At 31.7% G+C, this 15,335-nt stretch carries 12 protein-coding genes; 2 read left to right on the forward strand and 10 right to left on the reverse strand.

Features of this window, described 5'->3' with window-relative positions:
- Positions 1-99: 99 nt before the first annotated feature.
- From hisC to ACFFLS_RS20350, 5 genes are all read right to left on the reverse strand, one after another.
- Positions 100-1,146 (reverse strand): histidinol-phosphate transaminase, encoded by a 1,047-nt coding sequence (gene hisC / locus ACFFLS_RS20330; RefSeq protein WP_379687007.1) that lies wholly within the window; start codon positions 1,144-1,146, stop codon positions 100-102.
- Between the two features lie 97 nt (positions 1,147-1,243).
- Complete coding sequence (gene hisD, locus ACFFLS_RS20335; RefSeq protein ID WP_379687008.1) at positions 1,244-2,527, reverse strand: histidinol dehydrogenase; 1,284 nt, start codon at positions 2,525-2,527, stop codon at positions 1,244-1,246.
- A gap of 112 nt (positions 2,528-2,639) precedes the next feature.
- Positions 2,640-3,497 (reverse strand): ATP phosphoribosyltransferase, encoded by an 858-nt coding sequence (hisG, locus tag ACFFLS_RS20340; protein WP_109193396.1) that lies wholly within the window; start codon positions 3,495-3,497, stop codon positions 2,640-2,642.
- A gap of 308 nt (positions 3,498-3,805) precedes the next feature.
- On the reverse strand, positions 3,806-5,206 hold the full coding sequence (locus tag ACFFLS_RS20345) for a sensor histidine kinase (RefSeq protein WP_379687010.1): 1,401 nt from the start codon (positions 5,204-5,206) through the stop codon (positions 3,806-3,808).
- A 2-nt stretch (positions 5,207-5,208) separates the two neighbouring features.
- Positions 5,209-5,871, reverse strand: coding sequence for a response regulator transcription factor (locus ACFFLS_RS20350; protein WP_379687011.1), 663 nt, complete (start codon positions 5,869-5,871; stop codon positions 5,209-5,211).
- Positions 5,872-6,070: 199 nt separating this feature from the next.
- On the opposite strand from ACFFLS_RS20350, the gene ACFFLS_RS20355 reads away from it, so the two are divergent.
- On the forward strand, positions 6,071-8,212 hold the full coding sequence (locus ACFFLS_RS20355) for an LTA synthase family protein (protein ID WP_379687012.1): 2,142 nt from the start codon (positions 6,071-6,073) through the stop codon (positions 8,210-8,212).
- Between the two features lie 83 nt (positions 8,213-8,295).
- Here the strand turns inward: ACFFLS_RS20355 and ACFFLS_RS20360 are convergent, their stop codons facing one another.
- Positions 8,296-9,294 carry a zinc dependent phospholipase C family protein gene (locus ACFFLS_RS20360; RefSeq protein WP_379687014.1) on the reverse strand — a complete coding sequence of 333 codons (999 nt, stop codon included), beginning with the start codon at positions 9,292-9,294 and terminating at the stop codon, positions 8,296-8,298.
- 177 nt (positions 9,295-9,471) lie between these two features.
- Between ACFFLS_RS20360 and ACFFLS_RS20365 the strand changes: the two genes are divergently transcribed.
- On the forward strand, positions 9,472-10,428 hold the full coding sequence (locus ACFFLS_RS20365) for a hypothetical protein (protein ID WP_379687016.1): 957 nt from the start codon (positions 9,472-9,474) through the stop codon (positions 10,426-10,428).
- Between the two features lies 1 nt (position 10,429).
- On the opposite strand, the gene ACFFLS_RS20370 is transcribed toward ACFFLS_RS20365, so the two are convergent.
- The 4 genes from ACFFLS_RS20370 to ACFFLS_RS20385 all read right to left on the reverse strand — a co-directional run bounded on the left by ACFFLS_RS20370 (position 10,430) and on the right by ACFFLS_RS20385 (position 15,223).
- A complete protein-coding gene (locus ACFFLS_RS20370; RefSeq protein WP_379687017.1) occupies positions 10,430-11,395 on the reverse strand; it encodes a YeiH family protein in 966 nt (321 codons plus the stop codon).
- Between the two features lie 74 nt (positions 11,396-11,469).
- On the reverse strand, positions 11,470-12,366 hold the full coding sequence (locus ACFFLS_RS20375; protein ID WP_379687018.1) for a LysR family transcriptional regulator: 897 nt from the start codon (positions 12,364-12,366) through the stop codon (positions 11,470-11,472).
- Positions 12,367-12,376: 10 nt separating this feature from the next.
- Positions 12,377-13,165: a hypothetical protein gene (locus ACFFLS_RS20380; RefSeq protein WP_379687019.1), complete on the reverse strand. Its 789-nt coding sequence runs from the start codon at positions 13,163-13,165 to the stop codon at positions 12,377-12,379.
- Positions 13,166-13,195: 30 nt separating this feature from the next.
- Positions 13,196-15,223 (reverse strand): hypothetical protein, encoded by a 2,028-nt coding sequence (locus tag ACFFLS_RS20385; protein ID WP_379687021.1) that lies wholly within the window; start codon positions 15,221-15,223, stop codon positions 13,196-13,198.
- Between the last annotated feature and the right edge of the window lie 112 nt (positions 15,224-15,335).

Genomic DNA, 15,335 nt, shown 5'->3' on the forward strand with positions numbered 1-15,335 from the left:
AATTACACGAATTTTCATTAATTTAATTCGTGTTAATTTGCGTAATTCGTGGCAACAGAAAAATCATTTTAATCTGTATAATCTGTGGCTAAATATTTTTTAGTTCAACAACTTCAATTCTTTTATTAAAACAGCATTTTCTTCTTCTGTTCCGATTGTGAAACGAAGACAATTTTCGCATAAAGGCTGAGTAGTTCTGTTGCGAATTACAATGCCTTTTTCGATTAACTGATCGTATCTTTTGTTAGCTTCATCTACTTTTACCAAAACAAAATTGGCTTCCGTCGGATAGATTTTTTCGACAAAACCTACTTCAAGTAAAACTTTAATTAAATCTTCTCTCTGCTTAATAATAGAAGCTATTTCCTGTTTTATCTTTTCTGAATCTTTTAAACGTTCTTTGGCTCTTTGCTGTGTTAGCTCGTTTACATTATATGGAGGTTTGATTTTATTCAGAATTGAAATTACTTCATCTGAAGCGTAGCAAATTCCTAAACGAATTCCAGCCAAACCATACGCTTTTGAAAGAGTCTGCGTAATGACCAAATTTGGATATTCATCAATTTCTGTCAGCCAGCTTTCTTTTTCAGAAAAATCAATATAAGCTTCATCAATTACCACTAAACCTTTAAAGTTTTGAAGTAATTTCACTACACTTTCGTCTGAAAATGAATTTCCGGTTGGATTATTTGGTGAACATAAAAAAATGATTTTTGTATTTTCATCAACCGCTTCTAAAATCTTTTCAACTTGTGGCTGAAAATCTGTAGTTAAAAGAATTTCTCTGTTTTCTACTGCGTTGATATTTGCCAAAACACCATACATTCCATAAGTAGGTGGCAACGAAATAATATTGTCTTTTTTAGGCTCACAGAAAGCTCTGAAGAGTAAATCCAAAACTTCATCGCTTCCGTTTCCTAACAAAATCTGACTTTGCTTGGTGTTATTATTTTTAGCTAAAATCGCTTTAACCGAATTCTGCTGTGGATCTGGATAACGGTTTACCCCATTTTGATATGGGTTTTCATTGGCATCCAAAAAAATCATATTGGCAGTATCAAAATCTTCAAACTCATCTCTTGCGGAAGAATAAGGTTTTAAGGATTTTACATTTTCTCTTGTTATTGTATTTATATCGAATTTCATTTTCTTAATTTTTAGAATATAGAGCTTAGAATAAAGAGAATAGACTTCTCATCTGACCTATAAATTTTCTATTTTCTATATTCTTTTATCTTTAAATTTACTCCAAACTCTTCAATCTTAAGGTAACAGCATTCTTATGTGCTTGTAATCCTTCGGCTTCAGCCATAGCTTCAATCGCTTTTCCTATATTTTGAATTCCTTTTTCAGATATTTTCTGGAATGTCATCGATTTCATAAAACTATCCAGGTTTACACCGCTATAATTTTTAGCGTAACCGTTTGTTGGAAGTGTATGATTGGTTCCTGAAGCATAATCTCCTGCACTTTCAGGAGTGTAATTTCCAATAAATACAGAACCTGCATTTACGATTCCGTTGCAATAGAAATCATCATATTCAGAGCAGATAATAAAGTGTTCCGGACCATATTCATTGATTAAATCTAAAGCGGTTTGATCGTTTTCAACATAAATCAATTTCGAATTTTCGATTGCTTTTTCTGCAATAGCTTTTCTAGGCAATACTTCTAATTGCGACTGAACATCTTTTTCTACTTCGTCAATCAGTTTTTTTGAAGTCGAAACTAATATTACCTGACTATCTGTTCCGTGTTCTGCCTGAGATAATAAGTCCGAAGCTACAAAAGCTGGAACAGCAGTATCATCGGCTACAATTAACAATTCTGATGGCCCGGCCGGCATATCGATTGCAACGCCAAATTGAGTCGCTAATTGTTTTGCAACTGTCACAAACTGATTTCCTGGACCGAAGATTTTATATACTTTGGGAATTGATTGTGTACCAAACGTCATGCCAGCAATAGCCTGAATCCCGCCAACTTTTAAAATTTTAGTAACACCACATAAATTCGCGGCGTATAGAATCGCCGGATTTATTTTTCCTTTTTTATCAGGAGGGGAACATAATACAATTTCCTTACAGCCCGCAATTTCAGCAGGAACTGCGAGCATTAAAACCGTTGAAAATAAAGGAGCTGTTCCGCCAGGAATATATAAACCGATTTTTTGAATTGGCCTTTTTTCCTGCCAGCAGTTTACGCCTTCAATCGTTTCAACTTCAACTCTATCCGTTTTCTGTGCTTTGTGAAATTTATAAATGTTGTTTTTTGCTAACTCAATCGCTTCTTTTAATTCACTCGGAATTAAATTAATTGCTTCTGTAATTTCCTCCGGAGTTACTTCATAATTCTCCAATGAAATTCCGTCAAAAATTGAAGTATATTTTGCTACAGCTTCATCACCTTTTTTCTGAACTTCTTTGAATATTTCTTTTACTGTAACCTCAATATCATCAATAGTCTGAGTTGGTCTTTTTAATATATCTGACCAGCTTTCTGGTTTTGGATTGTTTATTTTATTCATAATATTTTCAATATTAAATTCCAAATTTCTAAAATCCCAAATTCCAATTCTTTATTTTAAAATTCAACGCTAAACTTGGAATTTGGAATTTTTGTATTGGAATTTCTTTTCTTTATAGAACCATTTTCTCAATTGGACAAACTAAAATTCCTTCTGCACCTACTTCTTTTAATTGATCAATTACGTCCCAGAAAGTGTCTTTATCAATTACAGAGTGAACACTACTCCAGCCTTCTTGTGCTAGTGGAAGAACTGTTAAACTTCTTAAAACCGGAAGGATTTTTCCAACTGCATCAATTTTATCATTTGGAACGTTCATCAAGATATATTTCGAATTTCTTGCTCTTAAAACGGCCTGAATTCTGAATTTTAATGTATCAATGTGTTTTTGAATTTCTGGAGATACTTTTGGAGAAACAGCTAAAACAGCTTCACTTTTTAAGATAACTTCAACTTCTTTTAAGTTATTCTTGAATAATGTACTTCCGCTTGAAACGATATCAACAATAGCATCTGCAAGTCCGATATTTGGAGCAATCTCAACAGAACCAGAGATTTGGTGAATATCTACGGTTAAACCGAATTTACTAAAATATTCATTAACTGTGTTAGGATAAGAAGTCGCAATACGCAAACCTGCCAAATCCTGTACAGAATTGTATTCAAAAGTTTTAGGAACTGCTACCGAAACTTTACATTTAGAAAAACCAAGTTTTTGAACCACTTCAATTCCTTTTCCTTTTTCTACTAAAAGATTATCACCAACGATTGCTAAATCTACCACACCATCAATTAAATATTGCGGAATGTCTGAATTTCTTAGATATAAAACTTCAAGAGGAAAATTAGAAGCTTCGGCTTTTAACTGGTCGATTCCGTTGTTGATTGAGATACCGCAGTCTTTTAAGATTTGAATGCTATCTTCGTTTAAACGACCTGATTTTTGAATTGCAATTTTTAAAGTACTCATTTTTTAGTTGTTTGTTTGGTTAATAGTTTGAGTACAAAGAGGCGGAATAAAAAAACCCGTTTGATGTACTCAAACGGGTTTTAAAATATGATGATTTACACGCATATCATTAACACATCGCTTGAGAGCAATAATGTAGATGATGATGATGTAATTGAATTGAAATCATGATTTGTTTGTTTTTTACTTCTTTGATTCGGTTGCAAATATACTAGATAAAATAATTAAAAAGCAATTTTTATTTTAACTTAACAACAGTTTATTGTTAAAAAACGCTTTAGACCGCATTATACTTACTAAATTTAAAATTACTTTAAAGAATTGTCATCTTCATCAAAAACCAACAAAACTTTAGTGCCCTTTCCGATTTCGCTTTCGATTTTGAACTTAATCTGAAGCAAATCGGTCATTCGTTTTACGATAAACAAACCAAGACCGGTACCTTTTATTTCTGAATGATTTAAGGAATCAGATCTAAAAAATGGATTCAGAATAGATTCAAGATCTTTCATTGCAATTCCGATTCCTTGATCTGAAATAGTGCAATTGATTTTACTATTTTCTCGAGATAATGAAATTTTAACTTCTGTGTCATTCTTCGAGTATTTAATCGCATTTGAGATAATATTGCGAAGAATCGTCACTATTAAATAATTATCCGAATAAGCATAAAAATCCTCTGAGGTATCTAAAACCACATTGATTTTCTCCGATTTTATTTTCTCTGCATTCAACGTCAAGACATCTAAAATGACTGCATTTAGATAGATATTTTCTTTATGAATATTCTGTTTCTGATTTTCAAATCTTGCCATTAAAAGCAATTGATCAACTAATGAATTTAGATGATCAACTTCTCTAATACAATAATTTATTTTCTCTTCGTATTCCTTACTATCTCTTGGTTTACGAATCAATACTTCAAGCGTTCCTTTAATAACAGTCAAAGGTGTTCTTAACTCGTGCGAAGCGTCTGAAGTGAATTGTTTTTCGCGCTCAATTGCGTCTTCAATTCGATTCAATAAATTATTAATTGTTTTAGAAAGCGTAAACAATTCATCTCGTGTTTTTGGCAACGGAATCCTTGTTTTTAGATTGTCTTTTGTGATAATTTCGGAAGTCTGAATAATATCGTTTATAGGCTTTATGCTTCTGCCTGCAAAAAACCTGGCGAGAAAAAATAAAATCAATAAAATAATCGGAAAAGTAATCAATAGCGTATCCATCAGATTATCTAAAACTTTAGACGAATCTGAAAGCGACATTGCTATAATTAAATACCCAATTTTCTGAGATTTTATGTGAAGTGGCACCTGAATCTGTCGGATTTTATTTCCTAACAATTTGGTGTCAAATAACTGAAGATGCTCTTTGCTCTCGTGAAAAATCAACTTTTCGTGCTTCAAGTTTGGAGATTTCTCAATTATTTTTTTGTTCAAATCCAAAAACTGAACAAAAACAGGATTTACATCTACTGAATTATGTTCTCTTTCCTCCCATTCTTCAGCATCCATAAAGATAACTTTCCCGTTTTCTATCCTAAGTTCTTTTAAGTGATCCTGAATTTCTATATTCAAATTCTCATCAATATGATTGTAAACAGTGAGTTTTACAATGAAATAAATAGCAGAAAAAACAGCCAAAACCAAAAGTCCTGTCCCTACAATATAATTTAAAGCAATTCTATTTTTAAAAGATAATGACATCATTTTTAATCATTGGCGATATAGCCAATGCCTCTAATAGTTTTTATATAATCTTCTTCAATTTTAAGATTCAGTTTTTTTCGAATAGCATTCATAAAAACATCTATAACACCAGTATCATACTCAAAATTGATTTCCCAAACGTCTCTCAAAATCTGATTTCTGGTACAAACCTTCCCTTTATGCTCTATTAAGTAAGCTAGTAATTCAAATTCACGCTGCGTCATTGCGATTTCTTCTTCGTCCTTTAAAACAATATGCCTCGTCAAATCCATTGTAATATTACCAAGGGTCAGATTCTCTGTTTGTTTTTTGTTTCTAAAATGAACTTTAATCCGCTCTACCAACTCTTCAAAACTAAATGGCTTTTTGATGTAATCATTTGCTCCGGCTTTTAAGCCTTCGATAGTTTCCTGAACGGTATCTTTGGCGGTCAAAAATATAATTGGAGTTTGTTGATCTTTGATTCTGATAGCTTTACAAAGATCCAGTCCGTTAATTTTTGGAATCATCCAATCTAAAAGAATCAAGTCGAATTTCTGACTCTGTATGAGCTCAAAACCTTTAGAACCATCACTTGCAGTTGTTATCTGATAACCTTCTTCTTGCAATCCTTGTTTAAGAAATTGAACAATTCCTAATTCGTCTTCAACTATTAAAATATGCATTTATCGTATTTTATTAAGATTCGCATTCTTTTTTCTGTTCCAAAGATATATTATTTAAAAATCACAGCTAAACTGTTAGAATAAAGATATAAAGAAAACCGATATCTTAAGCAAACTTTAAGTTAACGCTAAGTAAGGTTAAAGTCGAACTTAATCTGCCGTTAATGATTCGAAATTAATTTTGTAAAAAAATAATTAGATGACATTTTATAAAAAACTTTCGCCTTTTTACAATCTAGCTCTATTGTACTTTATTGTAAGTTTCGTTCTTAGAATAGTGCTTCTATTTCACCCAATCACACAAAGTTCTTTCACTTTCCCTGAAAGCCTAAAAATCTTTAGCTTAGGTTTAATTTCGGATTTTTTTGTGTTTATTTTGGCTTCTACTTTTTTGTGGCTATATCTTATTTTTATTTCCAACTCTAAATACAGTAAGCCATATGGCTATATTATCTTAGGAGGTTTTATTGCACTTCTGATTTATATTGCATCCGGAAAAAGTATTTTTGACGAATACGGCGGGGCTTTGCCGAAAATTGTCTTAATCTTTGTTTTAATAAAAACAGCACTGTTTTCTGTACTTCTTTTTTTACCGAAATATCGCTCTAAAATAAGATTTTGGCTGTTTGCTTTTGTAATCTTTCTATATGTTTTGCTGATTTTACAAAATGCAATCAGTGAGTTTTTCTTTTGGAACGAATTTGGAGTAAAATATAATTTCATTGCCGTTAACTATCTAATTTATACGAATGAAGTTATAGGGAATATTATGCAGTCGTATCCTGTTGTTCCAATATTTTCAGCATTGTCTATTATTACTGGAACTATTACTTATTTTATTATCAAGCGTTCGCGAAACTATATTGATGAAATTCCAAACATTTCTGATAAATTTAAAATCACTGCCATTTACTGCACTTTATTTGTTTTCTCTTTGTTTGCAGTTCCTAGTTTAGCCAAAACAGAAAACTCTAAAAATATTTTTGTTAACGAATTGCAATCTAACGGAATCTATAAATTCTATTTGGCTTTTCAGAACAACAAACTAGATTATTTCAAATTTTACAAAACCATTCCGAATCAAAAAGCATTTGCACTTTTAAAACAGCAATTGCCCTCAATTTCAGGAAATAACACCAAACAAGAGGTTAAAAATGATTCTTTGGAAAAACGAAAAAATGTTGTCTTGATTACCGTTGAAAGTCTAAGTGCAGATTTCATGAAAATGTATGGAAACGAACAAAATATTACTCCATTTCTCGACAGTTTGTCACAAAAAAGTCTTGCTTTCACCAATGTTTATGCAGCAGGAAACCGAACTGTCCGCGGACTTGAAGCCGTTACTTTGTGCCTTCCTCCAACCGCAGGCGAAAGTGTTGTAAAAAGACAAGACAATAAAAACAAATTCTCTACCGGAGTCGTTTTCAAACAAAAAGGATACAATGTAAAATTCCTTTACGGCGGAGATGCATTTTTTGACAATATGCAGGATTTTTATTCTGGAAATGGGTATCAAATTATAGACAAATCGAATTTTAAGCCTGAAGAAATTACTTTTTCAAATGTCTGGGGCGTTTGCGATGAAGACATGTACAATAAAGCAATTACAGTTATGAACGCCGAAGCAAAAGAAAACAAGCCGTTCTTTAATCATATCATGACAGTAAGCAATCACAGACCGTTTACTTATCCTGAAAATAAAATTGACATTCCAGGCAATATAAAATCTCGTGATGGCGGTGTAAAATATACCGATTATGCCTTGCGAAAATTCTTTGAAATTGCCGAAAAACAACCATGGTATAAAAATACAGTTTTTGTAATTGTAGCCGATCATTGTGCATCAAGCGCAGGAAAAACAGAACTTCCGCTAGACAAATACAGGATTCCAGCCTTGATTTACAGCCCAGATATGAAACCTGAAAAATACACGAAATTAATGTCGCAAATTGATCTTATGCCGACCTTATTCGGTTTGTTGAATTTTGATTATGAAAGCAAGTTTTTTGGACAAGATGTTTTTAAACCCGATTATCAGCCGAGAGCATTAATTGCAACTTATCAGGATTTGGGCTTCATAAAAGACAATGTGTTGACTATTCTTTCTCCAAAGCAACAAATCAAACAATTCCAGCTAAAACTGGATCCGAACAAAAATGTTTCATCCGAATGTCAGATTCATTATGATGAAATTCCGTTAAAATCACAAAACATAAATTTAGTCAATGAAACCATTTCATACTATCAAGCCGCTTCTTATGTTTTAAAAGAAAAGGAATATCAGTTCAAAGATTTAAGTTTAGCCGCAAAGAATGCCAAATTATATGCGAAAGCTCGCTAAAAATAAAAAAAAACTCAAGTTGGTGAAACTTGAGTTTTTTTATGGCACTTCAGTACGGACTGAAAATCAAAGTTAAAAAAAAATTAATCATTCTGATTTTTCATTCCAAAAAGATTACCGCTCTGAAAAAGTTGTGTATCATCTTTTAATGCCTGAAAATTTCTTTGTGTAACGGCTGGCGAATCCAAATCGCTTAAATCAGGTTTTCCTGCATTTACCCAAGCCGTGTACCAAAAACTTGCTGTTGCCGTAATTGCTTTTTTCATTTGGCTTTCAACCATTCCATTTAGTTCTTTGTGCAATTTTTCAGCATACTGATCAGAGAAAACGGCAGTATTGTATTTGCTTTTCATTATTTTCCCTTCAGCATCCATTTTAAACACTTGATTCTGTGGAGTTGAAGTTCTTAATTTCTTATCGATATCCAACAATGGTTTTGCCAAACTATGTGTATCATGAATCATGTCCCAAATCGCCTTATGAATATCTTCATAATAATGTGCTTCCGGAACGTTTAATTTATAATTTTTAGCAAACAACTCTGGCAATCTGCTTTCCCAAAGAGAATGAATTCCTTTTTGATCGCTTAATTGCCCATCATGATTGGCAGAAGTATGCAATGGCATGTGAGCATCACCAATGTAATGTCCTAAATCAGCTGCAAGAAATAAAATTTCGGCTCTGTTTTTTTCTTTAAATGCTTTAGTCAATTTTATCATCATATCTTCAATATACCATGGTAAAATTCCGTTATCATTTAAAAATTTAGCGTCATACTTTTTCTTTGCTTCTTCTAAATTCTTCGGAAAACTGTCTACAGCTCCAAAATTCTCCATATCAAAATAGTGCCTTGGATTCTCATCTTTATAATTTAGAGCGTATTTACGAATATCAGGAACAGAAGCCTCCTGAGTAATAAAATCGATATGATTATAAAAGAAAACTCGAAGGTGTTGTGGCAAAGCCATTACAGCTGCTTTGTTAATACGTTCGTGGCCAACAATTCCCCACGATAAGGTTAAAAAACCAATTGCTAATGCTAATAAACCGATTAGTCTTGGTTTCATTCTGTAGTTTTTCATTTGTTTTTATTTGAGGGGCCAAATTTACCTTATTTATACACATAATTCAAAATTATGAGAACGAATATTATGATATTTTCAATTTTAATGAATTCAAGTTATTTTATTGATGTATTTCTAAACTATACTACAAAACAATTACCTATTTTTGTAATACTTTTACTTTAATAAAATTTTATGCGCCTTATATATTTAGTTTTTTTCTTGTTCGGATTTTCTACTTCTATACTTTCTCAAAGTGAAGAAACTTATCTAAAAAAAGTCAGCGATACAATATTAAGTGCTTCAAGAACATTAAAAGTCACGGATCCTTTTAATGCTGAAAAAACCACACAGAAATTGTTCCCAGGTAAAATATTTCATTATCCAGATAAAAACACATTTATAAACTGGATTTGTAAAACCTGTAAATCTGAAACGTATCTTGATGTTAATGAAATAAATGGAGACCAATCATTTCCCTACTCTGAAGGCGTTGCCACAAGAATACTTGAAAACATTGACTATTCAGATTCAAAAGGGAATCAATTTAAATTACTGTTTTTTAATCATTCAATAGGTGACGAAGATGGTTCACAAGTCAGTCGTTTTACAGGTGGATTATTAGGTTTGGCAAAATTTGCTAAAAATGGAAATTCTTGGGAAATGAAGTCTTTTCAACCTGCCATTACTGCATTTGGCTCTTTTTCACAATCTCCAAAACCAAAATTGGTGCAAATAGGCGAAGATCAATACGCCTTTACCATACGACATTCTAATGGTGGTCCGGGCGCACCTTACTACGGTTATTTGTGTCTTATTGCTGGATTTGATGGCAAATACCAGCCTTTAATGACAGTAGATTATTATTCACTTTCCAACAGTCCTAATTCAGATTGGTCAAGTTCTTATACTATTGTTACTGATAATGGTAAAAAATTCTTTCGCGACTTTATTATTACAACCTCTGGCACTTACAGAAAACCAAAGAATACTGAGGACGATTATGAAGTCGAAGTTCCTGAAGAAATTGCTGCAATGGCAAAAACTAAAAAAGAGTTTGATTTTGTAATCGAAAAACGTTTTTCTTTTAAAGGAAAAAAATATACCCTTGTTGGCAAACCAGCCGTTAAGTTTTCGAAAATAAAACAATAAATCAACCCAGATAGAGTATTGCTGTTAAACTTAAAACCGTGATAAATACCCATAATAAAACTCCTTGTAACAAAGGCCTTACTCCTACTGATTTTAAAGTATTTACATTAAGTGTTGCCCCAATTAAAAAGAGCGTTACCGTTAATCCAATCTTAGCGATATTTACTACGCAAGGCGCAACTACAGAAACTTTTGGAACATATGAGTTTAACAGCATTACCAGTACAAATAATCCAATAAAATAAGGAATTTTAATTTTGCTGTTTTTGTTTTTGAAAATTACTGCAGTCAAAATTGAAATAGGAATAATCCATAATGCTCTTGCCAGTTTTACTGTTGTGGCAATCTGTAAAGCTTCGGCACCATATTTATTTGCAGCTCCTACAACAGAACTTGTATCATGAATCGCAATGGCGCACCATAAACCGAAATCTTTTTGAGATAAGCCAAACTGATGTCCTATAAATGGAAAAACAAATAACGCAACAGAGTTCAATATAAAAATAACGCCCAAAGCAATTGACGTTTGATTTTCATTGGACTTGATTACTGGAGAAATCGCAGCGATTGCACTACCCCCGCAGATTGCCGTTCCGCATGAGATTAAATGAGATGTTTTTTTCTCGGTTTTAAGCCATTTACCTAACAGGAAACCAAAAATCAAAGTACTGAAAATGGATGAAATTGTAAGTACAAATCCTTCTTTTCCAGCCGAAAAAGCACTTGATGCATTCATTCCGAATCCGAGGCCAACAACAGAAAATTGTAGTAAAAATGTAATGGCTTTATGATTGAATTCAATAAACGGATTCCCAAAAAGATTCACAAGTACAACTCCAATTAATAATGCAATTGGAGGGGAAATGATTGAAAATAAACACAGAAATACTACAACAATAAAAATTGCTTGTTGTAAATAATGATTAATTTCAAATAATTGTGATGCTGTGTGCTGACTTGTCTTCAAAATAGGATAACTGATAATTACCCTGCAAAGTTCTGTTGTTTAAAGCAGAATCGCCAATCGTAAATTACAATCCGCTATAACTTCAGATTATAATAAGAAGAAATATTTTCTATAAACAATTCTGATATAGGATCTGGTTTTCCCAAAAGGGTAATAATGTAAAAGTATCTTTCGATGGCCAAATTTTCGACATCTAAAACAATCAATTCTTTGTTTTTCAATTCTTTACTTACCGCATGAATAGACATAAAAGCAAAACAATCAGAATTTAGCAAATACGACTTAATGCTTTCTGTACTTCCTAACTGCATTTCAATTTGTAAATCGGCTAGTTTTAAATTATTCTTTTTTAGAGCAAATTCAATAACTTCAAGTGTTCCTGAACCACGTTCACGAGTTATGAATTTCATTGATTTTAAATCATTTATTAGAATTTCATTTTGTTTTGCTAGAGGATTTTTACTGCTGCAAACCAAAACCAATTCATCTTTTAGAAACGGAATGTATTTTATAGACTGATTTTTAGATTGCCCTTCTACAATTCCAATTTCAATTTCCTTATTGATAAGGGCGCTCTCAATCTGTTCTGTATTTCCATTAAGCAAATTGACTTTTATATCTCTCTGCTTCTGATGAAAACGAGCTAAGACAGGCGAAATAATATATTGAGAAATAGTTGTACTCGCCCCCAGTCGCAATGAACCTTGGCGTTCATCGACGAAAGAACTCATTTCAAAACTCATTTCACGATAGATTTCAGAAATAGATTTGGTATATTTTAGAAGAATTTCTCCCGCAGGAGTTAAGGCAATTTTAGGCCCTTTTCGTTCAAACAACTTAGTCTTATAAGTCTCTTCGAGCTCCTGAACGTGTTTTGAAACTGCAGGCTGTGATATATACAACTCTGTAGCCGCCTTAGTAAAATTAAGACGAAGCGCAACAGTGTAAAATACTTTTAACCTAAAATCCATTTATTTTCTATTAATATTTTCCAATTGCTTCAACACCGGCCTCTGAAAATCTTAAAATTTCGGTTGTAATTGGATATCCTGAATTATTATACTCATCAAGAACAACAGAACCAAGACGTTGCGAAAAATATTCAAAATCTTCTTCTGCAAAAATATAACAAAAGTCACTTACTGGAATCACGGCATAAAATGGAAAACCAATATTATTTTCAACTAGATTTTTCATTTTAGAAGAAAAAAGACAAGAGCTTTTCAGTGATACTTCATTAATATTAACCATTCCTAGTTTATGATTTTCTATATCTTCAAATTCTATCTTTACTTTATCTAATAGCATTCCTAAATTAAAATCGGCTTGTTTTTCTAATTCGACAGAGTCTATTTTCCAATCTGACAAATCATCATTAGTTATAAATGAAAAACCATTATTTAGATTTAAAGCAAAGACTTTGCTAAATTCATTAGTAACTTTTTCGTTTATTATATTTTCAAATTCAAAGTCGTTTGGAACAAACTGCAAATATATTTTGTCTTTTACTTGTTCCCAATCTTCACTATTAAATGAATGCTGCACAATTACCTCTACTAAATTAGTAATATGCCTTTCATCAAAATCTCTTTCATAATTTCGTCTAACATTTTCTAAACTAACTTTCAGATCAGTTTCTCCAATATTTACATAGATAAACCCATCTTCATCAATTGACTGAATAATCAAGCCATTTTTTTCAAGTTGATTTTTAAATTTATCAAAAACAACATCTTCTTTTTGATTATTATTTGCAGAAAAATTAGACATATTACAAAGTTAGTTTATCATGTAAAAAAACTACAAAAGACCATTATACTTTCTAACGAACCATTCAATTGTTAATAAAGTAGCAATTAAGATCAATAACCATACCCAGTCAATTATCGGAGTTTTAGTTGAAACGTTTTTTTCTATTGATTTGTACTCTTTATTTTCTAAAAGTGTATTAATCAAATCATCTGCTTGATTTTCGAAAAAAGCTTTTCCGTTTGTCTGCAACGCCAATTGCTTTAATTTTGAGACATCTGGATTTACAAACTGTTTTTCGATATCAAAATCTAATATTTCAAAATGACTTGAATATGAAGTGTTTGAATTTAATTCTTTTACTGTAAAATTATATTTTCCTGCCGGAAGCCCTTCTAAATTTGCAGAAAAAGAATTGTTTCCTTTCAATAAATCGTAGTTTTTATTCTGTTTGGTTGAGGCATTTGTAACCGAAATAGTTAATCTTGCTTTTTCGTCAAACTCATAATTTTTATTGAAATATTGCGCATTTATTATAATTTCTTCTCCCGAATTATAAAAACTTTCGTGAGTAACCACCAATGATTTTTTTGAAGTAGAAGTTGTCAGAAACTGAATTATTTTATCAACAAAAACATCATATTTCTCAAATGATTGATTGTCGATATGACTTTGCAAACGCCATTTCCAGCTATTTTCTCCTAATAGAAAAGCAGTTCTTTTCCCTTGGTTTTCTACAAAAGCCAACATTGGAGCATTTGTAGAAACATTTCTGATTTTTGAAGAAAGAAGTACTGAAACATTTCCATTTGTTGTAATAGTGCCAAAAGGATTTTGTAACGGCGGAAAGTTTTCGAAACCGATATTTTCGATTGCAAAAAGATTAAAATCAGATTTAAAATCACACAGAAAATCCTCTCGCTGATTGCTCATCTTAAAGACCAAATTATTCTGTTGCTGGTTGAGAAAATTAAAATCTGTATTGTTTCCAGTAATTATAAAAGTGTTTCTTCCTGCTGCTTTGTTATTCTCAAAAATTGCTTTAAAAGCTGCATTTGGCTGATATAAAACAAGTACAGATGCATCTTGTAACTGATTTATTTCGTTAGGCTTAACTAAAATTACTTTACGTTGTGCATTAACTTCAATTGAACGTTTAAGAGCTGCAATATCCGGATGGTTTATTGAAGAAACTATTGCAATAGTCGACTTTTGATCTATAATTTCGACAGCAAAATTCTTGATGTTGTTATAGCTATTTTTCTCTTTTGCACTAGAAGAAATGTTGGCTCTAAAAATCTGCAGACCAACTTTATCCGCTGGCAGTAATATATTCAAAGAAGCTGTTTTTTTTGATGGCGAAAATGTTATTTTCTCTTTTGCTACCACAGAATTTCCTTGAGAAATAATAAAATCGGCATTTACTGTTTTAGTACCAGCATACTGAAGAAAAACTTCAACCGGAAATTTATTTTTATGAAAAGCGTATTTGTTAACGTTGAGTTGATTGATTTTTAAATCAAAAAACGTGGTTGTATCTCCCACAACCAAAGGATAAACTTTATTAGCAGGATCAAATCGATATACATAATCGTTTCCTGTAGTCTGATTTCCATCGGTAATTATTACGGTTGGAAATATCAGATTTTTATTAATGTTTTTTAGATTTTTAGCAACTTCATCTAAATTAGTTTGATTTCCTTTAAAATCAAATTTATCTGAAATTCTAAAATCAGCATCAAATTGATAGCTTTGGATTTCAAATTTTTCTTTTAGTGCAGGATTCGAAACCAACTTCTGATACAATTCAACTGCTTTTTTATCAGACTTTAACGCTATAATCGAACTAGAATTATCTACTGCAATTGCAAGAGGCGTTTTGGTTATCTCGAGCGAACTTTTAGAAATTACCGGATTTATCAATAAAACCAGTAATCCGAAAATCGCTAGAAAACGCAAAAAAGCCAAAAACCAAATCAGATTTGATTTGTTTTTGGCTTTAAAAAAGTATTGAAAGTACGACAAACCACCCGCTATTACTAAAGAAAGTAATACTAATAAAATTGAGTTTGTAGTCATATTTGTTTAGTGTTCAGTAATCAGTTTTTTTAGTAATCAAAATTTAAGAAGCCGTAGTACGACTTTCAAAGTGTTCAGTTATTCAAGAATTAACGAAAACTGAATACTAAAA

Origin of the sequence: Flavobacterium procerum (assembly GCF_042431625.1) — a bacterium.
Lineage (GTDB): Bacteria > Bacteroidota > Bacteroidia > Flavobacteriales > Flavobacteriaceae > Flavobacterium > Flavobacterium procerum.

Coding starts and splice junctions, on each gene's coding strand:
- ACFFLS_RS20355 (WP_379687012.1), top strand. CDS start 6,071: ATGACATTTTATAAAAAACTTTCGCCTTTTTACAATCTAGCTCTATTG.
- ACFFLS_RS20380 (WP_379687019.1), bottom strand. CDS start 13,165: ATGTCTAATTTTTCTGCAAATAATAATCAAAAAGAAGATGTTGTTTTT.
- ACFFLS_RS20365 (WP_379687016.1), top strand. CDS start 9,472: ATGCGCCTTATATATTTAGTTTTTTTCTTGTTCGGATTTTCTACTTCT.
- ACFFLS_RS20375 (WP_379687018.1), bottom strand. CDS start 12,366: ATGGATTTTAGGTTAAAAGTATTTTACACTGTTGCGCTTCGTCTTAAT.
- ACFFLS_RS20345 (WP_379687010.1), bottom strand. CDS start 5,206: ATGATGTCATTATCTTTTAAAAATAGAATTGCTTTAAATTATATTGTA.
- hisD (WP_379687008.1), bottom strand. CDS start 2,527: ATGAATAAAATAAACAATCCAAAACCAGAAAGCTGGTCAGATATATTA.
- hisC (WP_379687007.1), bottom strand. CDS start 1,146: ATGAAATTCGATATAAATACAATAACAAGAGAAAATGTAAAATCCTTA.
- ACFFLS_RS20385 (WP_379687021.1), bottom strand. CDS start 15,223: ATGACTACAAACTCAATTTTATTAGTATTACTTTCTTTAGTAATAGCG.
- ACFFLS_RS20350 (WP_379687011.1), bottom strand. CDS start 5,871: ATGCATATTTTAATAGTTGAAGACGAATTAGGAATTGTTCAATTTCTT.
- ACFFLS_RS20360 (WP_379687014.1), bottom strand. CDS start 9,294: ATGAAAAACTACAGAATGAAACCAAGACTAATCGGTTTATTAGCATTA.
- hisG (WP_109193396.1), bottom strand. CDS start 3,497: ATGAGTACTTTAAAAATTGCAATTCAAAAATCAGGTCGTTTAAACGAA.